Source organism: Cyanobium sp. LEGE 06113 (genome assembly GCF_015207615.1).
The window spans coordinates 91883-112935 of the sequence record NZ_JADEWM010000004.1 but is presented as its reverse complement, the minus strand read 5'-3'; the positions used below and the strand labels follow the sequence as shown (position 1 = coordinate 112935).

Genomic DNA, 21053 nt, shown 5'->3' with positions numbered 1-21053 from the left:
CCTAGGATTCCAGCTGAAAGCGGGCCACGTGGGAGCAGGTTTGGCGGAGGTTCGGTTCCACGGCGTCGGCAAGATCTATCCACCCCGCCGGGGCGGAGCGCCGGTGGAGGTGCTGCGGCAGCTGGAACTGCATGTGCACGACGGCGAATTCCTGGTGCTGGTGGGCCCTTCCGGCTGCGGCAAGAGCACCCTGCTGCGCCTGCTGGCCGGGCTGGAGCAGCCCACTTCCGGCATTATCTCAGTGGGGGAGCGCGACGTGACGGGGCTGCGGCCGGCCCAGCGCGATGTGGCCATGGTGTTCCAGAGCTATGCCCTCTATCCCCATCTGACGGTGGCCGGCAACCTGAGCTTCGGGCTGCGGCGCAGCCGGCCCCGCACCGCCATCCAGCAGCTGCAGGACAGGCTGCACCTGGCCAGCCAGCATCTGCCCCGCCCCCTGCGCGTCCGCTCGCCCCGGGAGGAACGGATCGCCGCCCGGGTGCGCCAGGTGGCCGGCAGCCTCGAACTCGATTCGCTGCTGCAGCGCCTGCCCAAGGAACTCTCCGGGGGGCAGAAGCAACGGGTGGCCCTGGGCCGGGCGATCGCGCGCCAGCCGGCCGTGTTCCTGATGGATGAACCGCTCAGCAACCTCGATGCCAAGTTGCGCGCTGGCACCCGCGCCCAGATTGTGGAGCTGCAGCGCTCCCTGGGCACCACCACCCTCTACGTGACCCACGACCAGGTGGAGGCGATGACGATGGGCCACCGCATCGCCGTGCTCAATGGCGGCAGGCTGCAGCAGCTGGGCACGCCGCTGGAGCTCTACCAGTGGCCCGCCAACCTGTTCGTGGCCCAGTTCATCGGCAGCCCGCCGATGAATCTGCTGCCGGTCGCCGCCGTGGCGGCGGGGCAGCTGCAGCTGGGGGGCCGCAAGCTGCCGGTGGAGGGGCCCATGGCCGAGGTGCTTGCTGCTAAGGCTGGCCAGGAGCTCACCGCCGGGCTGCGGCCGGAGCACCTGCGGCTGGCCCCGGCCACGAACCGCAACCTGGCGGCGGAGGTGCAGCACGTGGAGGCCCTGGGCAATGAGCAACTGCTGAGCTGCCGGCTGGAGGCCGGCGACCATCTGGTGCAGGTGCGGGTGGCGCCGGAGGAGCGCCTGGCCGCGGGGCACACCATCCATCTCGATCCAGAGCCGGCGGGCTGGCGCCTGTTCGACGCCGCCGGCAACGCCCTGGCGCCGGAGAGCCAGCCGGCCCTGAGCCTGCCGGATCTCTAGCGCCGGCGGCTCTCTAGCGCAGATGGATCACGCTGCAGCCGGGGCCGCCGTCGCCCTGGGCCGCATCGTCCACCCGCTCCACGTAGGCCACGCCCCGCAGCCACTCGCGCAGGCCGCGCTTGAGTTTGCCGGTGCCGATGCCGTGGATCACCCACACCGGCCCGTTGGCCCGGCGCAGCTGCTCCTCCACGGCGGCTTCCGCCTCATGCACCCGCAGCCCGCGCACGTCCACGGTGTTGCGCTCGGTGCGCACGTCGGCGCCCCGGCCGCCGAGGCCCGAGCGGGCCCGCACCTGCACCTCGGGGGGCGGCGGTGGCGAGGGCTTCTCGCCATTCAGGCCTTCGATGCCCTCCAGGGGCACGTTGAGGCGCATCACGCCACAGCGCACGCTGAGCTCCCGGCCAGCCTCGCTCAGGGCCAGCACCTCGCCGGCCTTGCCCAGCGAAAGCACCCGCACCCGCTCTCCCACCCCCGGCATCCAGCCGCCATGGTTGCGGCGCTCAGGCTCCGGCCGGTGCTCCAGCTCCAGCTGCCGCAGCCGCTGGCCGGCCTGGCGGGCCGTCTCGCCGAGCGGGCGGCTGGCCTCCCCCCCTGGCGCAGCGGCGATGATGCGGCGCACCTCCTGCTGTCCCTGGCGAATCGAGCGCTCCAGATCGCGGCGGCGCTGGTGCTGCAGCTCGGCGCTCTGCTGCTGCTGCTGCTGCCAGCGCAGCAGCAGTTCCTCGTGCAGCAGCTCGGTGCGGGCCAGCAGGGCGGCCGCCTCCTCAGCCGCCTCCTGCTGCCGCTGGCGCTGGCTCTCCAGGCCCACGATCACCTGGTTCACCTCCCCCTCACCCAGGGAGCCGAGCTGGCTCTGGGCCTCCTCCAGCACGGCCTCGCTGAGGCCGAGGCGGCGGGCAATGGCGAGGGCATTGCTGCGACCGGGAATGCCCCACTGCAGGCGGTAGGTGGGCGAGAGGGTCTCCACGTCGAAGGCCACCGAGGCGTTCTCGAAGCGGGCATCGGCGTACTTGAGCGCCTTGAGCTCACCGAAGTGGGTGGTGGCCAGGGTGAGCCGGGCCCGCTCGGCCAGGTGGCGCAGCAGGGCGGCGGCCAGGGCTGAGCCCTCCACCGGATCGGTGCCGGCGCCCACCTCGTCGAGCAACACCAGCGAAGCGCCCGGAGCGGGGCTGCTGAGGGCGGCCAGGATCCTGGCGATGCGCCGGATGTGGCCGCTGAAGGTGGAGAGGTTCTGCTGCAGCGACTGCTCATCGCCGATGTCGGCCAGCACCTGGCCGCACCAGGCAGCCGCGGCGTGCCCGAGCAGGGCAGGAACAGGCCGGCGCGGGCCATCAGCACGGCCAGCCCCAGGCTCTTGAGGGTCACGGTCTTGCCGCCGGTGTTGGGGCCGGTGATCGCCACCACCCGCAGCTCCGGCGCCACGGCGAGGGTCACGGGCACCACCGGCTGGCCTCCCTGGCGCCGCTGTTGCCAGAGCAGCAGCGGGTGGCGCAGGTCTACCAGGGAGAAGGGCGCCAGGGGGTCGGCCTCCAGTTCGGGCCGCACGGCCCCGAGCCAGGCGCCGTAGCGGGCCCTGGCCAGGCCGGCATCGAGGCGGCGCAGCACCTGCTGCAGCTGTGCCAGCGCCTCGGCCTCCTGGCCCACCAGGCCACTGAGCTCCCTGAGCACGGCCTGCTCCAGCTCCCGCTCCTGCCCCTCCAGCTCCCTGAGCCGGTTGCCCAGACCAATCACCGCCTGGGGTTCCACAAACACCGTGCTGCCGGAGGCGGAGCTGTCGTGCACCAGCCCCGGCACCCGGGCCGCGGCCCCGGCCTTCACGGCCAGCACGGGCCGGCCGGCCCGCTCGGCCGCCACCGTGTCCTGCAGCAGGGGCGCGTAGCGACGCAGCAGCTCGGCGAGGCGATCACGGCGATCGCTGCGCACCCCCTGCAGCTGGCGGCGCAGCCCCGCCAGCTCGGGGCTGGCGCGATCGGCCACCCGGCCACCCTCATCGAGGCAGAACCGCAGCCGCTGCTCCAGCTCCGGCAGGGTGCGCAGCTCGGCCACCAGCGCCGCGCACACCGGGCGCAGCTGGGGGTCGCGAGCTGGCGGCGCAGGCGACGGGCCGCCGCCAGGGTGGCCGCCAGCTGCAACAACGGCTCGCCCGCCGCGCAGCCGCCCTTGGCGCAGAGCAGCACCAGGGAGGCGATGTCAGCCACGCCCTCGAAGCTGAGGCCCCCCTCCAGCAGGCCGTCGAGGCCCAGCAGCTCCGTGGTTTCGGCCAGCAGGGCGCGGCTTTCCGGCAGGCTGGCCGCCAGGGGCAACTCCAGGCAGTGGTTGCGACCGGCCACGGTGCTGGCGAACCCCGCCAGCTGCTCGGCCAGCCGCGGCCACTCCAGCAGCTCAAGCGCCTCCTGCTCAATGCCTCTCAGCAGCTCAGGCCCTCTGCCGTTCACGGCAGAGGGGGCGGAATGGGCGCCTGGCCGGCCACATTGCTGGGGATGCCGCCGGGGGGTTCGTAGAGCATCTCGAGCCAGTTGCCCTCGGGATCGCGCAGGTAGAAGCTGGCCGTGCCGTCGCGGTGGTCATGCACCGGACCGCAGGCGTGGCCGGCAGCGCTGAGGGCGCCATGCACGGCGTCCACCTCAGCGCGATCGCGGAAGTGGAGCGCCATGTGGGGACCGGCAGCCGTGTAGGTGGGGCTGAGCAGGGCGATGCCCTCGCCGCTGCCGGGCCATTGCAGGTAGGCCCAATCCTCGGCCTGCCAGGTGAGCCGCAGGCCGAGGCCCACGTAGAAGGCCGTGGCCCGCTCCATGTCCTGCACCCTGAGGGCCACATGGCCGAGGCGGTGGGAAGCGGCAGCGCCGCCTGGATCCCTGGGGGCAGCCGCCGGGGAACGCTCGGAGGGCAGGGGCGCTCGATGGGAGCCGGCCATAGCAACACGATCCGTGGGATGCGGAGTGGGAACGGAGAACGTGGACGCCATTCTCTCGAGAGCGGATGGCCCGCCGTGGCGGCCTCAGGCCTGCCGCAGCCAGGCCGCGGCGTCGCAGGCGTGGTAAGTGAGGATCAGATCGGCTCCGGCCCGCTTGAAGCAGAGCAGGGTTTCGAGCACCACGGCCCGCTCGTCGATCCAGCCCCGCTCGGCGGCAGCCTTCACCATGGCGTATTCGCCGCTCACGTTGTAGGCGGCGATCGGCTGCTCACTCTCGGCGCGCAGCCGGTGGATGATGTCGAGATAGGCCAGCCCAGGCTTCACCATCAGGATGTCGGCCCCCTCACCCTCATCGAGCTGGGCCTCCAGGATCGCCTCGCGGCCATTGGCCGGATCCATCTGATAGGTGCTCTTGTCCTTGGGGATCGGCTTGCCCGGGGCCGCCCGGGGGGCGGAATCGAGGGCTTCGCGGAAGGGGCCGTAGTAGGCGGAGGCGTACTTGGCCGTGTAGCTGATGATGCCCACATGCTCGAAGCCCTCCTCATCGAGGGCCTCGCGGATGGCGCCGACACGGCCGTCCATCATGTCGCTGGGGCCGATCAGATCGGCACCGGCGCGGGCCTGGGCCACGGCCTGGCGGCAGAGGATCTCCACGGTGTCGTCGTTGAGCACCACGCCCTCGGGGCTGACGATGCCGTCATGGCCGTCGCAGGAGTAGGGATCGAGGGCCACGTCGGTCATGATCGCCATCTCCGGGTGCACCTCCTTGAGACGGCGGATGGCGCGGGGAATCAGGCCGTGCTCGTTGAAGCACTCGGCGCCGTCTTCACTCTTGAGGCCATCGGCCACCTTGGGGAAGAGCACCACGCAGCGGATGCCCAGCTGCCAGGCGCGGCCCACCTCCTCCACCAGCCCCTCCAGGCTCCAGCGCTGGCAGCCGGGCATGGCGCCGATCGGCTCGTTCGTGGCTCCCTCATGCACGAACAGCGGGTAGATGAAGTCAGCAGCGCTGAGCTGGTGCTCCCGCACCATCGCCCGCAGGGCCGGCGTGCGGCGCAGTCGGCGGGGGCGGTAGCTGAGCTCCATGGAACCAGATGTGCTGAGGCGGATCCTAGGGAGGGGCAGGTCGCCGCTCCAGCGCAGAATCCGCTGAGCGCCCTCAGAGCCTGGCCGCCTCCATCCAGCCGGCCCGGGGGTCGGCACTGCGGGCGCTGCGCAGCTGCTGCAGCAGCTGCCGCTCCTCCTCGCTGAGGGTCTCGGGCAGGCGCAGCACGGGGGTGAGCAGCAGGTCGCCGCGGCCGTCCTTGAGGGGCCAGCCCTTGCCCTTCAGCCGCAGGCTGCGGCCCAGGGTCATGCCCGGCGGCACCTGCACGGAGGCCTCGCCATCGGGGGTGGCCACCCGCACCTCACCGCCGAGGGCCAGTTCATCGAGGCTGAGGGGCAGTTCGGAGCGCAACTGGTCGCCATCGAGCTTCCACACCGGGTGACTCTGGATCTGGAGGTTGAGGTAGAGGTCGCCGCGACGGCCGGTGCCGGGCTGCAGGTTGCCCTTGCCCTTGAGCCGCAGGCGGCTGCCCTGGCGGACGCCGGCCGGGATGCGCACCTGCACCCGCTCATCGTTCACCGCCAGGGTGCGCTCACAGCCCCGGAAGGCATCAGACAAGCCCAGCGAGAGATTGGCCTCGGCATCGAGGTTCACCGCCGCAGCGCGGCCGCCGGGGCCGGCGAAGCCACCGGAACCGAAGCCGCTGCCCCCGAAACCGGCTGGGAAACCACTGCCGAAACCAAAGCCCCCCGGCGCGCCGGCAGCCCCGCCGCTGGCCCCGAAGCGGCCGAGCAGGTCGTTGATGAAATCGTCGAAGTTGCCGTAGCGGCCGAAGTCCACATCCATGCCGCCCATGCCGCCGCCAGCGCCGGCCTGGCTCCAGTACTGGCCGAACTGCTCGTAGCGACGGCGCTTGTCTGGGTCAGAGAGCACCTCGTAGGCCTCGCTGATCTCCTTGAAGCGCGCCTCGGCGCTCTTGTCGCCGGGATTCACATCCGGGTGGTACTGGCGGGCCAGCTTGCGGAAGGAACGCTTGATCGCGTCGGCATCGGCGCCCCGCTCCACACCCAGCACCTTGAAGTAGTCGCGGTAGCCGTTGGCGGTCATCAACTGGGGCTCGAAGGCAGGCTGGAAGGCGGAGGAGATGGACGGGATCCGGCCCACCAGTGCGTTCAGTCTCTCAGCCGCAGCGGCGATCCGGCGCCGGCGCACGGGGCGGAAGCCCGAACGGGGCCGAGCCAGCAGCAGGGCAGCCCGTCTAGCTTGCTGCCTGATTCATTGCACCTCAGGTGAGCGCTCCTCCTCGTCATTCGGCCCTGCTCGGCAGCCTGGCCCTGGGCTTGCTGGCGGGGGTGCTGACAGCCTGCGCCGATGCCCGAGGCAGCGCGGTGGCGAACTCAGGGTCCACTTCCCCCCATGTGGGCGAAGCTCTGAACAAGTCCACGGCGGAGCAGCGCTCGCTGAGCGCCCATCTGGCGGCCCAAGGAGCCATCTTCTATGGGGCCTGGTGGTGTCCGGCCTGCTTCCAGCAGAAAAACCTGTTCGGCAAGGAGGCTGGCAACAGCCTCCCCTATGTGGAGTGCGACAAGAGCGACGAGGGTCGCCAGCGCTGCCAGGCCGCAGAGGTGCGCGCCTTCCCCACCTGGGATCTGGAGGGCAAACCTCGGCTGGAGGGGGTGCAGAGCCTCGACGAGCTCAAGGCCTGGAGCGACTACGGCAGTGCCAGCCGCGCCTCCCAGCCCTGATCTGGTTCAGGATGGGAGCCAAGGCCCAGGGCGACCTGCCATGTCCTGCTTGCCCTTCGTTCTTCCCACCTGAATGGCCCTCTGTTCCCCACAAGCCTGGCCGCGACTAGTGCTGCTGGCAGCGCTGTGCTCACCCACGGCAGCCCAATCCCAGGGCCTGGCGGGCAGCGCCGGAGCGGCCGCGATCCAGGGCAGCCTCAACACCGTGCCTGTGCCAGGCGCCCAAGCCACTCTCAATCGGGTGCAGCGGAACAGAGCGGCCTTCAATGCGCTGAATGGATCAGCCTCCGGTGACATGGTGCCCCCACCTGAGCCCCCACCCGCACCGGCCACCGCCGCCAGCGCCCCTGCAGCGGCAGCGGCACCAGCCGTCAGCGGCGCCCGCATCAACGGCCGCCTGGTGCCCTACTGCTCCCATGGTGCGCTGTGCCATGGCGCCATGCTGAGAGCAGTTGGTCTGCGCTGAACTGCCAACCTGGGATCCCCTCGCAGCTCTGGCCGATTACGATCAGGTTCCTGCATCATGGGCCTGATGATCATCATCAAGGTGAGCAATCCTTCCGACGTCGTGGCTTCTCGCATTGGCCGATTCCTGGCTGATCTCACCCCCAGCGGCTTCGACCAGAGCAAGGTGGAAATCGAGCTGATCAAGCAACTTGTGGAACAGATGGCCGCCCAGGGCCTCCAGGGCGAGGTGGCCTCGGTGCGCGGCCTGGATCTCCACAACAAAAACTCCAAGTGGGCTCTGAACTCCAGGTACGGCACCACAAGGTGATCTGACCCTGCTGGCTCTGCGGCGAGGAAATCTCAGAAGCAGCTGGCCACCCCGGCCCCGTTCACATCGAGAGTGCCGGTGCGCAGCGCGAAGGAGCGGCCACGGGTGCCGCTGATGCGCTCGAAACGCCGGATGTTCATAGTGTCGCCACCGAGGATGATCGTTCCGGCGGCCCGGTCGATGCTGTAGGTGCCCGTGCCGAGCTCAATCTTGTCTTTTTTGCCGCCACCGCCATCAAAGTTGCCGGTGCCGAATCCCGTCAAGGTGTCCTTGCCCTTGCCCATGAGGGTGGAGCCCGAGCCACCGGAGCCACCCCTGAGGCCATTCACCCGATCTTTGCCCTTGCCACTGTCAATCAAGCCATTGTTGAAGTTGCCATGATTCTCACTTCCGGGACCGGTATTCTGGCCCGCAATTTTGTCGTTGCCGTTGCCCGTTTAGATGTGTGAGTCCACGTCATTATCAATGCCATGGGAAATACCCAATAACGCACTAGTAGCGCGCCCAATGACACGATTATTACCAGATCTAGCTTAGATCAAAGATCCAAACTCAACGAAAATACTACGGCTATTAACTGAAAGATCATTCACCATTCCACTTCCAGAACCCATCAGAATTCCAGATCCGTCATCACAGCGAATACCTGAAGGCTGAGCCCTGCCGACGACACGATCATTGCCGGCACCCAGACTGATCACCCTACCTCTATCGCTGTCGGTTCTTTCATTATCAGGAGAAGCGCCCTCAATTCTATCTTTTCCCTAGCTGGTCAGAATATGTCCAGAATTAGAAATGTCGTCCCCCGTGAAAGCTGTGCCGCGGGCGAGATCGTTGCCGCATCTCGCATTCACGGTACGGTTAGCAGCCAACGTCCAGCCATCATTGGAGATGGCACGATCTCTCCCGTTGGCAAAGAAAGACTGAAAAGATCAGCCATGCGAACGACCCGAATAATGTCCGAGATCTAGCACTTTGCACCCAGGAGTCCGGAGTAGTTTTCATTTTGTGCTCAATGATCTTGGCCAGCCGGCCCTCTCAGCCCGGAGAACCCCATCCCCCAGGGAAATACTCCTGTACCAGCTGTTTCTGAGCTGGCGATGCATCCTTCATCACATCTGGCAGCGGCGGCCCCTCACAAAACCCCCTCGGGAGAGCCCCTCTGGCCTGAACGTAACCCCAAAGACCGATCCAATGGTGAAGGATGGGCCCATCGCCAGGGGCCTATGTCTGATCCGGTTGCGCCGGCCTTGCCGGCCCTGTTCGAGCGGCTTCACAGCGATGGCCAGGGCCTGAGCAGCCGCGAGGCCGGCGAGCGCCTGCAGAGCTTCGGGCCGAATGCCCTCCAGGAGCGCAGCAGCAGCCGGCTGCAGATTCTGCTCTCCTACCTGTGGGGACCGATGCCCTGGATGATCGAGGTGGCGATCCTGCTCTGCGCCCTGGTGGGCGACTGGGTGGATTTCCTGATCATCTCGGCCCTGCTGCTGGGCAACACGGCGATCGCCTACCTGGAGGAAACCTCCGCCGGCGATGCCGTGGCCGCCCTCAAGGCCCAGCTGGCGCTGGAGTCTCTGGCGAAGCGCGACGGCTGCTGGACCTCCATCCCCGCCAGCCAGGTGGTGCCCGGCGATCGCCTCCGCATTGCCCTCGGCGATGTGATCCCCGCCGACATGGTGCTGCTCACAGAGGATCCGATCGAGGTGGACCAATCCGCCCTCACGGGGGAATCCCTGGCGGTGGAGCATCGCAGCGGCGAGCTCATCTATTCCGGCTCGATCCTCAAGCGTGGCCGCGCCGAGGGGATCGTGGCCGCCACAGGAGCCAACACCTTCTTCGGCAAGACGGCCACGTTGGTGTCGGAGGCCACCAGCACCGATCACCTGCAGGCGGCGGTGCTGAAACTTTCCGACTACCTGATCGTGGTGAATCTCGTGCTGGTGGGCACGATTCTGGTGGTGCGGATCCAGCTCGGGGACGACTGGCTGCGGGTGCTCAAGTACTGCCTGGTGCTCACGGTGGCCTCGATTCCGCTGGCCACCCCCACCGTGCTGGCGGTGACCATGGCGATCGGCGCCCAGGCCATGGCACGCAAGGGGGCCCTGGTGACCCAGCTGGGCGCCATTGACGAACTCGCCAGCGTCGACATGCTCTGCTCCGACAAGACCGGCACCCTCACCCTCAACCAGCTCAGCCTCGGCGATCCCTTCACCCTTGATGGCATCAGCCCAGCCCAGCTCCTGCTGGCGGCGGGCCTGGCCAGTGAACAGCAGGAGGGGGATGCGATCGATCAGACGATCCTCAACGCCCTCGGCGCCAACCAGGATCTGGCGCGCTACCAGCGGGGTCACTTCACGCCGTTCGACCCGGTGAGCAAGCGCACCGAGGTGGCCGTCACCGATCCCCAGGGGAGGAAGCTGCGCTTCAGCAAGGGAGCGCCCCAGGCGATCCTGGCCCTGGTGGAGGAGCCACAGGCCATCCAGGAGACCGTCGAAGACCGGATCAAGGAGCTGGCCGGCAAAGGCCTGCGGGCCCTGGGGGTGGGGCAGGCAGTGGGGGATGGGCCCTGGCAGATGCTGGGCATCCTCTCGCTGTTCGATCCGCCCAGGCCGGATTCAGCCCACACCATCGCCGCGGCCGAGCAGCTGGGGGTGCCGCTGAAGATGGTCACCGGCGACCAGGTGCTGATCGCCCGCGAAACCTGCCGCCAGCTGGGTCTGCGCGACAACGTGCTCGATGCCTCCCTGTTCCGCCACACCCCGGCCACCCAGCTGGGGCAGCTGGGGCAGCAGATCACGGCGGCCGATGGCTTCGCGCAGGTCTACCCCGAAGACAAGTTCCACATCGTGGAGTCGTTGCAGAAGAGCGGCTTCGTGGTGGCCATGACCGGAGACGGCGTCAACGACGCTCCGGCGCTCAAGCAGGCCGATGCGGGGATCGCGGTGTCTGGAGCCACCGATGCGGCCCGGGCCGCGGCCAGCATCGTGCTGACGACACCGGGGTTGTCGGTGATCGTGGATGCGATCCAGCTGAGCCGCAAGATCTTCCTGCGCATGAACAGCTACTGCCTCTACCGGGTGGTGGAGACGGTGCGCATCCTGATCTTCACCACGGCAGCCATTCTCTGGCTGAACGACTATCCCGTGACCGTGGTGATGCTGATCCTGCTGGCCGTGATCAATGACGGATCGATGGTGACGATCGCCTACGACAACACGCTCACCCCAGCCTTGCCGCAACGTTGGAACATGCCCTATCTGATCCTGGTGGCCTCGGCAATCGGGCTGGTGGGTGTGGTGGAAACCTTCCTGCTCTATCTGTTCACCGCCCAGCAGCTGGGGCTTCCGCTCAGCACCGTGCACACCCTGGTGTATCTGCACCTGGCGGTGGGCGGAATGATGACCATCTACGCCACCCGCGTCCAGGGGCCGTTCTGGTCGATCAAGCCGAGCGCCCGGATGCTCTGGGCCACGGGGGCCTCGGTGGCGGTGTCCACCCTGCTGGCCCGGTTCGGCTGGCTGATGGCCCCGATCGACTGGGCCTGGATCGCCGCCAGCTGGGGCTATGCCTTTGTGTGGTTCCTGGTGTTCGACGCGGTGAAGCTGGGGCTCTACAGGCTGATCGATCCCAGTCACTTCGTGATGCATGGGGCCGGCTATCTCAGGCGCTGGCGGGGCCTGAGCCCCAGCCCCTGAACCCCTGCCCGATCCGTTGGCCCTGCTGATCCGCAAGCACACCATTGAGCGGAGCATGGGGGGCGGTGAGTCGCCAAGCTGGTCACACCTGTCGGAGGTTCCCCTGGCCACTCCTCTGCTGCGCTGGCTGGGCTGGGCCGGCTGGCTGGCGCTGGGCTACGGCGGGATCTGCCTGCTGATGGCCGTGGCCCAGCGCTCCTTCATCTACCTGCCCCGGCCCGCCGCCGACCCCACCGGACAGCTGGAGCTGCCGGTGCAAGGCAAGCGAGTGCTGGTGGCCCATCGGCCCCACGCCGGCCCCCGGGCGCTGATCTACTTCGGCGGCAACGCTGAGGATGTGTCGCTCACCCGCGCCGAGCTGGCCGCCCTGCTGCCGGACACCGCCCTCTACCTGCTCCACTACCGCGGCTACGGCGGCAGTGAGGGCAGCCCCAGCGAAGCGGCCCTGCGCGCAGATGCCCAGGCTCTCTACGCCGAGGTGGCCCGGCGCCACAGCGCCGTGACCGTGGTGGGCCGGAGCCTGGGCACCGGACCCGCCGTGCACCTGGCCGCCACCCAGCCGGTGCAGCGGCTGGTGCTGCTGGTGCCCTTCGACAGCCTGCTGGCGGTGGCGCGCGGTGCCATGCCCTGGCTGCCGGTGGACCTGCTGCTGCGCGACCGCTGGGAGGCGGCGGCCGAAGCCCCCCTGGTGGAGGCCCCCACCACGATCGTGGCGGCCCAGTTCGATGCGGTGGTGCCGCTGGCCCGGGCCCGGGCCCTGCACCGCGCCTTCCGGCCCGACGTGGCGGAGCTGCTGGTGGTGAACGAGCTCGACCACAACACCCCGATCCCGACTGCCGAGGCCTTCCGCACAGCGCTGACGGCGCAGCCCGCACCTAGCCTCCCAAGGTGACCCTGCGCCGCCGTTCAGGCCTGGAATGATGTCCGAGATCAACCTGCGGCAGGTCATCCTCGGCGTGCTCACCATCGTCATCTCCCTGGTGCTGCTGGTGGTCGCGGCGGTCAAGCTCTATCCCACCCAGAACGCGGACGCCCCTGCCGCCGATGAGGCCGGCCAGCTGCTGTCCCTGGAGATGGGAGTGTCCTCTGAGCTGGATCCGTGAGGTGATCGACACCTTCACTGAGCTGGTGGGGCGCACCCTGCGCCTCCAGCCCGACGCCTTCCAGCTACTCGGCGCCGGCGAGCTGTCGGCCTGGTGGGGGGTGCTGATCGCCCTGCTGGCCGGGTTGTCTCAGGCGATCGGCCACGGCTTCATCCTGTTTGTGAATCGGGTGTCGCCGCTGCGTTTCGGCCTCAGCCTGGTGGTGGAGGCGGTGCTGGTGGTGGTGGGCTTTCTGTTCTGGGCCCTGAGCACCTGGCTGGTGGCGCGCCTGGGCTTCGGCGTGGCGATCAGCCCCACCACGGTGGTGCTGGCGCTGGGGGTGGCCCATGCGCCGGAGCTGCTGGCCTTCCTCGGCGCCCTGCCCTATCTCGGCGTGCCCTGGCTCACGCTGCTCTCCCTGTGGACGGCGGTCGCCTTCGTGGTGGCGATGGTGGAGGTGGCCGGCCTGGGGGCCTGGCAGGCCTTCATTGCCCTGCTGGGCGGCTGGCTGGTGATGCTGCTGCTGCAGCGCCGCGCCGGTCAGCCGCTGATGCGTCTGGGACGCGGCCTGCTGAATCGCACCGCCGGGGTGCAGCTGGTGCAGGACCGCCGCGCCCTGAGCATGTTGCTGGATGCCGACCCCCGCGCCCGGCAGCGGCGATGAGGCTGTGGGTGCGTCGCCATCGCCGCTGGCTGCTGGGCGGCCTGCTGCTGGCCCTGGCGGTGCTGCTGCCGGGCGCAGGCCTGCTGCTGGCCCTGGCCCGCCACACCCTGGTGCGCAGCTTCGGGGTGGTGGTGGACCTGGTGGGCATCGGCCTGGTGCTGTTTCTGGTGGCCGCTCTGCTGGCACCGCTGCAGGCCCTGGGCTGGTGGGCCGGCTGGTTCGGCGACGCCGAGGAGGGCCCCTCCAGCCTGGGGCAGCTGGCGGTGCCCGTGGCCGAGGGCCGCAGCATGCGGCGCTGGGTGGTGTATCTCGACGGCATCGGCCAGGCCTCCCAGCAGGCCCTGCCGGAGGGGGAAGACTTCCTGCGCCGGCTAGCGGCCGCCCTGCCGGGTGACATCGCCATCCTGCGCGGGATCATGCCCTACTCGATCACCAACCAGCCGCTCACCGAGGGGCGCTGGCTGGCCGGGTTCTGGCGCTGGGTCGACGCCTGGCGGGTGCGCCGTCCCCTGGCCTGGCTGGGGCTGCTGGTGAACCTGCGCAACCTCACCGTGGTGGCGGTGTCGGCCGATGGCCGCTATGGCCCGCTCTACAACGCCGGCATGGCGGAGCTGATCGTGGGCTCCCTGCTGGTCAACGGCTATGCCCCGGGCAGCGGCACGCCGGTGACGCTGCTGGGCTTCAGCGGCGGCGGCCAGATCTCCCTCGGCGCCCTGCCCCATGTGCGCCAGATGCTCGCCGCGCCGGTGCAGGTGATCTCCCTGGCCGGCGTGTTCGCGGGCAACAACCGGGTGCTGCAGGCGGAGCACCTCTTCCATCTGGTGGGCGAGCGCGACCGGGTGGCACCCCTGGGCTCGATCCTGTTTCCGCGTCGCTGGCCGATCTATCTGTTATCCCCCTGGAACCGGGCGTTGCAACGCGGCCGGGTGAGCCTGGTGCCGCTGGGGCCGGTGGGCCATGAGCTGCCGGGCGGGGTGATGGAAACCCGGCTCACCCTCCCCGATGGACGCACGCCCATGCAACAGACTTTGGACCTGGTGAGCGCCATCCTCGCCACCCCGGACGGCGGCCCTTCGGCCCTGGCGGCGGCCGGCGGCAACTACAGCCGCTTCATCACCAACCCCTGGCACCGGCCTGATGCCCGCCGCGACCTGGCCCCCCTGCCGGATCCGCGTCTACAGAGGCGGCCCCACTGGATCGGCCGGCTGATCCTGCCGGAGGCGGCCAGGCGCGATGGCTCCGTGGGCTTCGAGGTGCTGCAGACGCCGCCGGGCTGGGGCCACTGCCGCGGCCGTATCGCCGCCCTGCGCTGGCGGGATCCAGCCATGGCCCAGGTAACCATGGACGTGTGCTTCAGCGATGAGGCCCGCGACAGCGCCCGCTCCGGCAACCTGCACCCGCTGCGGCTGGATGGCTGGGCCCAGGTGACGCCGCTGGAGTCGCTGGCCGGGGCCCATCCCCACGACGACATGCTGGTGCGGCTGCCCGAACCGGTGGCCGTGCTGCACGACAGGACGCCAGCGGCGGAGGGCGAGCCGCTGCAGCTGGAGGTGAGCACCGAACCGCTGCAGACCGCCGGCCTGGCCCGGGCCCTGGTGCGGTTCGTGAGGCCCCTGGAGGGCGATGCCTGGGAGGCGCTGGTGTTTGATCCGGCCTGCGGCGCCTTCACGGGGCCGCCCCTGCGGCTGAGGCTTCCCCAGCCGGTGGCCAATGCGGAGGGCATCCTGCCCGCCAGCGCCGATGGGCTGGCGGAGGCAGACCTCAACCAGGAGGGCTGGGAGGTGAGCGGAGTGCCGGACGGCAGTGGCGCCTTCGTGGTGCAGGCGCTGCTGCCGCGGCGGCTGCGGCGGCTGGCCCCCCAGCGGCTGATCCCCCAGCGCCGCGCCGCCTGGCGCTACCTGCGCCACCAGGCCTGGGGCGACACCACCGCCGGCGCCGCCAGCTCGGTGCTGCTGGCGGGGCGCCGGGCTGAAGCGGCCGATGGGGACGCCCTGCTAGCCGAGTGGCAGGAAGGCGACCGGCTGCTGGTGCTGCACGTGTTCGGCGGTATCGGCGGCGAGCAACGGGAGCAGGCCCTGCGCGGCGGCCTCTGCACGGGCCACTTCGCCTACGGCTTCGGCAGGGTGCTGCGCAATCCCCTGGCCGGCGGCGAGCTCTCCGTGGCGGTGGACTACCGCCAGGTGTATGCCCACAACCCCGATGGCGTCGTGGCCGGCGCCCAGGACCGCTGGCGCTATCTCGGCGAGCGCCAGTGGGGCTGGCTCGGCTACCGGCCCGTGGCCGACATTCTGGTGCGCTTTCCGCCCTTCACCGGCAGCTACAGCCTCGGGCCAGCGGGCGCCGAGCGACAGCGCTCTCCACTGGAGGCCTTCGGCCGCCAGCTCACGGCAATGATGGCCCGCTACCGCATCGGCGACGGCAGCGGCGGCAGCTTCGTGGGGCCGGCCCACAACTGCGCCCAGGATTCCAACCTGGCCCTGTTCGCCGCCATCCGCGATCTGGACCGCGACATCCGCGGCGCTGAGCCGAAGCGCCTGCAGGAGTGGGAGCAGCGCCATCCCGAACAGGCCGCACGCCTGGACGCCTTGCTGAAGCTGGAGCGCATCCTGCGGGGCCGGCTGCTGCCGGTGCCGCCCCTGCGCGGCGACTGGCAGCGGGGGTCGTTTCAGCTCGGCAGCAGCCTCGACGACCAGCCCCTGCACGATCTGCTCCAGGGCCTCGGCAGCTGGCGTTCGCTGCTGCCACGCCTGGCCTGCGAGTCGGTGCTGAAGGTGTTCCTCAATCAGGGGGCCACGGCCCTGGTACAGCGGGCGAACCAGGTGGGCGGGCATAACCCTCGCATTGCGCCGGTGGCGCCGTTCAGCCTGTGTTGCTGACCGGCCAGTCCACCAGCCATCGGTAGCCAAAGGAACATTGCGTTAACGGGTCCGCATAAGCTGCCAGGGCTTTAAAGCTTCTGCCTCAAAAGCCTGCTTTGGCAAGGAATCGACTTTGCGGGCAGAACATGGCGAGGAGCTTATGCTGGCAAGAGGGCTCACCTGCAGGTGGATAACGGACCCATCCATTGAGCGTTGCTTCGACCGTGTTTTTACGGTTTTCTCGGTGCCTAGGATATCTGCACGGCTAAGCAACAGCAAGCTCGAGCCGACACCGCCTGCTAGCCGAACGACGTTCGTCAAGAACGGCGGTGCGGCTCAGCTAATCGTTATACGGATACATTGCCATACACACTGAAGAAAGCTTATGAGACAAGAGAATAAGCAGGAAGTGTATCAGCGGGCGGGTTTAACACATCGCGTGGGCTTTGGCCGGGCGCCGGCATTGGTCATCGTAGATATGCAGATTGGTTTTACGGACCCTGAGCAGTCGCCATTGGCTGGAAACCTTGATCAAGAGGTCATCATCATCAATCGCCTCATTGCCGCAGCCCGACCGCACGCGATCCCCATTATCTTTACCGGCATAGGATTTGAGCCGATTCATCAAGCTGATGGCGGGCTCTGGGTTAAAAAGATACCAACGCTGCGTTACATGACACGCGGAAGCATGTACGTTGAGATTGACCCTCGCCTGCAGCGCCAGGCTGACGATCTGGTCATCATCAAGCAGTATGCGTCGGCGTTTTTTGGCACGCCCTTAGCCCCAACGTTGACTGCGCAAGGGATAGACACGTTGCTTGTCACGGGTTGTACGACCAGTGGTTGTGTGCGCGCCACAGTGATTGATGCTATCTCCCCGGATTCAAGGGATTGTCGCAACACCCCTTTTTTCTAGGGCTGACCAGCGATGACCAGCAAACACCAAAGACAGATGGAGCTGCGGGCTCAACGCGGCTTGATGCGTTCGCCCGGTAGGCCTCCCGTTGCGCAGCGTCAGCAACGCGTTCTGTTCTGGCTTGCCATCGCTGAAGGCTTGTCAAGCAGTGGTGCCGCAGATAGGGCCGGAGTACCACATCCCATCGGCACACGATGGTTCCGAAACGCCGGCGGCATGCCACCACTCGATCTCTCTCAGCTATCGGGTCGCTTTTTGTCCTTGGAAGAGAGGGAGGAGATCGCCATTCTCCACGCTCAGAAATTGGGTGTACGGGCTATTGGCAGGGCACTGGGCCGAGCTCCATCCACAATCAGCCGAGAACTCCGCCGGAATGCCTCAACGCGGACAAGCGACCTGTCATATCGCGGCTCAACCGCTCAGTGGCACGCTGAGCGCCGTGCCACACGCCCAAAAACCTCGAAATTGGCGAGCAATGATCGACTGAGGGACTATGTCCAGGAGCGTCTTGCTGGTCATATCGCCCACCCGAACGGCTCTGCCGTCGTAGGTCCACAAACCCGATGGATTGGTCGTCGCCATGGACGACGTCAGGACCGTCGCTGGGCGTCTGCCTGGAGTCCTGAACAGATCGCCAATCGACTGAAGGTCGATTTTCCTCATGATGGGTCGATGCGGATCTCTCACGAGGCCATCTACCAAGCGCTGTACATCCAGGGGCGCGGGGCACTCAAGCGTGAACTGGTGGCCTGCTTGCGAACAGGACGGGCGCTGAGGGTACCGCGAGCACGCCGGCAGGCGAGTGGCAAGCACTTCTTGTCGGCTGAAGTCATGATCACAGCGCGCCCTGTGGAAGCCGCTGACAGGGCCATTCCTGGCCATTGGGAGGGAGACCTCATTCTGGGACTTGGCAGCTCTGCAATCGGAACACTGGTGGAGCGCTCGACGCGATACACGATGCTGCTGCATCTTCCTCGACTTCCTGGTCATGAGAAGGGGAGTCGAGCCAAGAATGGCCCAGCACTGACAGGCCATGGAGCAGAAGCTGTGAGGGATGCCATCACTGTCACCATTGCGACCCTTCCAGACCATCTACGTCGGTCACTCACCTGGGATCAGGGCTCGGAGATGTCTCAACATGCCCAACTGAGCATTGACACTGGTCTACAAGTCTATTTCTGTGATCCTCAAAGCCCTTGGCAGCGAGGGACGAATGAAAACACGAATGGATTGCTACGCCAGTACTTTCCCAAGGGCACTGACCTGTGCAGGCACTCTAAAGAAGACCTTGAGGCCGTTGCTCTGGCACTCAACAGCCGTCCGCGGAAAACATTGGATTGGAGAACGCCAGCAGAAGCTCTTGATGATCACCTACTCTCAACCATGCAACAGGTGTTGCATTGATCGGTTGAATCCGCCCTCTCATGGTCTTCGGCCCATCATCCCCCTAGAAGGGGTTGGGGATCGCGCGCAAGAACCGCACCACGCCAATCTCTTTGATATAGGCAGTAAGTATGGTGATGTGCTCCCGGTCGAGGAAGTCTTCCGTTATCTGGACGGGCGTTAGCAGTCGTCTTTGCCTGCACGAACTTTCTGGTAGGAACGTGGAATTTGGCCCAGAGGCCGTCTAACATAGCACTGCACTTGACTGCCTCCAGCGTCCGCTCCTGCGTCGCTCCCGCTTCCGGCAGCAGGTGAGCGCCAGCGTTAGGTGCCACTATGAGCAAGATCCAAGACTTTTCAAATGAACTACGAAAACTTGTAAGCCCGAGGGGCAGACCGTTCGTTTGTGATGGATCACCACTGGAGTGCAATGTTTTCCTGGTTGGCGCAAATCCCGCAACTGAAATGTCTCGATCCTTTTGGGATTTCTGGAGCGATACGTCTGGTTTCGATAAAGAAACATGGTTTAGTCAGTACCTCGCTGAGCGTGCAAATGCACCATTGAAGCCAGGAAAGAAACGGCGAAACCGAATAAGCAACACGAGGCAGCGGCTTGGCTGGATTATCGAAGAAGCCAGTTCTGTGTCATGCTTAGAGACCAACGTGTTTTCTGAAGCTACCGAAACACTGGCAGAACTTGGCGCAAATCAAAGGTCAACTCATATTTTCGAGTTCCTAGTACAGAAACTGACGCCTGTACTGCTAGTTCCTCACGGGAAAGACGCCCGGAAATGTATCGAATCGCTTGCAGGCATAGCATTGCCCGAGAATAAGATCACAAGTACTAATGTGCTTGGTCAACCATTAAAGGTACTTCCTATTTCACACCTTTCGCGAGGCTGGTCACAAGCCGCCGCTCGGGAGGTTGGCGTAAAAATTGGGAAGCTAGGTGCAAATGAATGCAACTAACAAGAACTGGCAATTCGCCCCTGCGGGGCCGGACGCCTCAACCGCTACGCAGTTCTGGCGCCGCTGCGGTAAGCGTTAGGAGCCATGCTTAACCATCGAGCGAATTACAAAGTGTCTTGGCTGGATTCTGTCGCACGTTTAATGAAACACTTTGTTGACGCTGGCCCAACGCAATATGATCCCGACTTTTCTGCAACTCAAGTAAATATTGCACTTCGCAAACTGCACGACAGAGCATCATCTCCAAGAGGGAAGGGCAAGTACAAGGGCCATCCAGTGTGGTCAAGGAGAGCATTAGACGTTCTAGAGTCCCACAATGGAGCCATCTCTAAGGCAACCAAACAACTCGCACACGAGCATGTCGTTCCGCTCGACTATCTTGTTCGCTCAATTGTCTTGACCACGCCCTGCAATACATCTCTTGGTGTTTACAAGAGATACATTGATGACTACGCAGCGGTTGTAATCATAACTCGCACAGAAGACTCGTTGCTGCACGAAACAGGATTGGCTTCTAAGATGCCGGCAAACTGGAAACCTGGAGACGATATATGGGCTCGGTACAAAAATTCGGGCCTATACGATTACCTGGTAGGCGCCTAACGAACAAGGATAGATCGTGCGCAGCCACGATCTATCCTTGTTCGTTAGCTCCACCCAAGGCAACTAGCGCTCCCGAGCTTGACGTCGTGGTTTCGCGTAGCTACGCCAAGATGTCCATATCGTCTTCGACCCACAACAGGACGCTGCCCATCTCAGCAAGCACGGAGTCTCATTGGCTGCTGCTGCTCGGCTGGATTGGGATGCTGCACTGGCATGGATCGATAATCGAGCTGATTACGGATAGCTGAGAATCGTTGCTCTAGCTCCGATTGGAGAAGGGCTTCTCTTTGTTGTCCCCGTTGATCAGGATGAGGCTAGGAGAATTATCAGTCTACGCAGAGCCAACCGCCGAGAGGTCAATCACTATGTCAGAGCGAATTAAGAAAGCCTCCATTCGGGTTCCGCCACTTGAGGAGGATCAGGAGATAACCAATGCTGCCAGTGCCGATCCTGATGCAATGCCACTCACCGAGGAACAGATGGGTCAGATGGTCCCCTTGAAAGCGTTACGAGTGCGGTCCAGGCTTGCCAATAAGAAGTAGCTTGTATCCATCCGATACGGTTGTGAACTACTTGACTATTTCCGGTCTTCCGGTGCAGGCTGGCAATCCAGGATGGACGCCGTCTTGCGCGAATATGTCGAATCACGTTCCGGCTTCGATGCAGAGGGGCCCTAACACGGCCATGCACCTAACCCGCCACCGCAGAGTCACTATGCGCTCTGAGAACATTCACCAATAGCTCTCTACAGGCAGGTGATGGCCAGCGTTAAAACAGGAAAGTCATGAAGAAATTTCACATCTCCATTTCTACAAACAGAATAGAAGAAACCATTGCCGACTATTCTTCTCGCCTGGGGATTCAGCCATGCTCAACTATTCCTGGCGAATACGCACTGTGGCGAACGGAATCTTTAAACATTTCGGCGCGAAAAGCCCATGATCACGAGGCAGGAACGTTAAGGCATTTGGGCTGGGAAGACTCTACGGCACTCGAATTCTCGAAGGATACCGACGTGAATGGTATTACCTGGGAACGCTTTAGTGCACAACATCAGGCCCATGAAATCAATGATCTATGGCCAGGTGCAAACTATCAGCCCTGAACTCTAAATCAACAGATCCAAGGCACCTGATTGTTTTGCTGTTACAC

The 21053-nt window shown here is 65.8% G+C and carries 17 protein-coding genes and 1 pseudogene; 13 read left to right on the top strand and 5 right to left on the bottom strand.

Annotation, left to right across the window (positions count from 1 at the left end; all coding sequences use genetic code 11):
- Positions 1-40 precede the first annotated feature (40 nt).
- Entirely contained in the window at positions 41-1255 is a 1215-nt protein-coding gene (locus IQ220_RS08410; RefSeq protein ID WP_193914345.1) for an ABC transporter ATP-binding protein, read from the top strand.
- A gap of 13 nt (positions 1256-1268) precedes the next feature.
- Here the strand turns inward: IQ220_RS08410 and IQ220_RS08405 are convergent.
- From IQ220_RS08405 to IQ220_RS08390, 4 genes and pseudogenes are all read right to left on the bottom strand, one after another.
- A pseudogene (locus IQ220_RS08405) lies at positions 1269-3666 on the bottom strand (endonuclease MutS2).
- A 20-nt stretch (positions 3667-3686) separates the two neighbouring features.
- The gene (locus tag IQ220_RS08400; RefSeq protein ID WP_186698645.1) at positions 3687-4169 is read right to left on the bottom strand and encodes a VOC family protein; all 483 of its coding nucleotides are present in this window, start codon (positions 4167-4169) and stop codon (positions 3687-3689) included.
- Positions 4170-4253: 84 nt separating this feature from the next.
- A complete protein-coding gene (gene hemB / locus IQ220_RS08395; RefSeq protein ID WP_193914343.1) occupies positions 4254-5255 on the bottom strand; it encodes a porphobilinogen synthase in 1002 nt (333 codons plus the stop codon).
- Positions 5256-5328: 73 nt separating this feature from the next.
- Positions 5329-6321 carry a DnaJ C-terminal domain-containing protein gene (locus IQ220_RS08390; protein ID WP_193914341.1) on the bottom strand — a complete coding sequence of 331 codons (993 nt, stop codon included), beginning with the start codon at positions 6319-6321 and terminating at the stop codon, positions 5329-5331.
- A 182-nt stretch (positions 6322-6503) separates the two neighbouring features.
- Between IQ220_RS08390 and IQ220_RS08385 the strand changes: the two genes are divergently transcribed.
- The 3 genes from IQ220_RS08385 to IQ220_RS08375 all read left to right on the top strand — a co-directional run bounded on the left by IQ220_RS08385 (position 6504) and on the right by IQ220_RS08375 (position 7734).
- On the top strand, positions 6504-6959 hold the full coding sequence (locus tag IQ220_RS08385; protein ID WP_370566389.1) for a hypothetical protein: 456 nt from the start codon (positions 6504-6506) through the stop codon (positions 6957-6959).
- A gap of 295 nt (positions 6960-7254) precedes the next feature.
- Entirely contained in the window at positions 7255-7425 is a 171-nt protein-coding gene (locus IQ220_RS08380) for a hypothetical protein (RefSeq protein WP_193914339.1), read from the top strand.
- A 102-nt stretch (positions 7426-7527) separates the two neighbouring features.
- On the top strand, positions 7528-7734 hold the full coding sequence (locus IQ220_RS08375) for a hypothetical protein (RefSeq protein WP_370566388.1): 207 nt from the start codon (positions 7528-7530) through the stop codon (positions 7732-7734).
- Positions 7735-7766: 32 nt separating this feature from the next.
- Here the strand turns inward: IQ220_RS08375 and IQ220_RS08370 are convergent, their stop codons facing one another.
- On the bottom strand, positions 7767-8093 hold the full coding sequence (locus tag IQ220_RS08370) for a hypothetical protein (RefSeq protein WP_193914338.1): 327 nt from the start codon (positions 8091-8093) through the stop codon (positions 7767-7769).
- 867 nt (positions 8094-8960) lie between these two features.
- Between IQ220_RS08370 and IQ220_RS08365 the strand changes: the two genes are divergently transcribed.
- The 9 genes from IQ220_RS08365 (at position 8961) to IQ220_RS08320 (ending at position 21006) form a co-directional block, all read left to right on the top strand.
- Complete coding sequence (locus tag IQ220_RS08365) at positions 8961-11426, top strand: plasma-membrane proton-efflux P-type ATPase (RefSeq protein WP_193914336.1); 2466 nt, start codon at positions 8961-8963, stop codon at positions 11424-11426.
- Between the two features lie 16 nt (positions 11427-11442).
- Complete coding sequence (locus IQ220_RS08360) at positions 11443-12318, top strand: alpha/beta hydrolase (protein WP_193914334.1); 876 nt, start codon at positions 11443-11445, stop codon at positions 12316-12318.
- A gap of 28 nt (positions 12319-12346) precedes the next feature.
- Positions 12347-12529, top strand: coding sequence for a hypothetical protein (locus tag IQ220_RS08355; RefSeq protein WP_193815041.1), 183 nt, complete (start codon positions 12347-12349; stop codon positions 12527-12529).
- 1 nt (position 12530) lies between these two features.
- On the top strand, positions 12531-13172 hold the full coding sequence (locus IQ220_RS08350) for a hypothetical protein (RefSeq protein WP_193914332.1): 642 nt from the start codon (positions 12531-12533) through the stop codon (positions 13170-13172).
- The gene (locus IQ220_RS08345) at positions 13169-16048 is read left to right on the top strand and encodes a CAAX protease (RefSeq protein ID WP_193914330.1); all 2880 of its coding nucleotides are present in this window, start codon (positions 13169-13171) and stop codon (positions 16046-16048) included. Before IQ220_RS08350 ends, IQ220_RS08345 begins: the two co-directional genes overlap by 4 nt.
- Before the next feature lie 367 nt (positions 16049-16415).
- Entirely contained in the window at positions 16416-16946 is a 531-nt protein-coding gene (locus tag IQ220_RS08340) for an isochorismatase family protein (RefSeq protein ID WP_193914328.1), read from the top strand.
- Positions 16947-16982: 36 nt separating this feature from the next.
- The gene (locus tag IQ220_RS08335) at positions 16983-18350 is read left to right on the top strand and encodes an IS30 family transposase (RefSeq protein WP_193914557.1); all 1368 of its coding nucleotides are present in this window, start codon (positions 16983-16985) and stop codon (positions 18348-18350) included.
- 2102 nt (positions 18351-20452) lie between these two features.
- On the top strand, positions 20453-20578 hold the full coding sequence (locus IQ220_RS16530; protein ID WP_370566406.1) for a BrnA antitoxin family protein: 126 nt from the start codon (positions 20453-20455) through the stop codon (positions 20576-20578).
- 107 nt (positions 20579-20685) lie between these two features.
- A complete protein-coding gene (locus IQ220_RS08320; RefSeq protein WP_193914326.1) occupies positions 20686-21006 on the top strand; it encodes a hypothetical protein in 321 nt (106 codons plus the stop codon).
- The last annotated feature ends 47 nt before the right edge of the window (positions 21007-21053 follow it).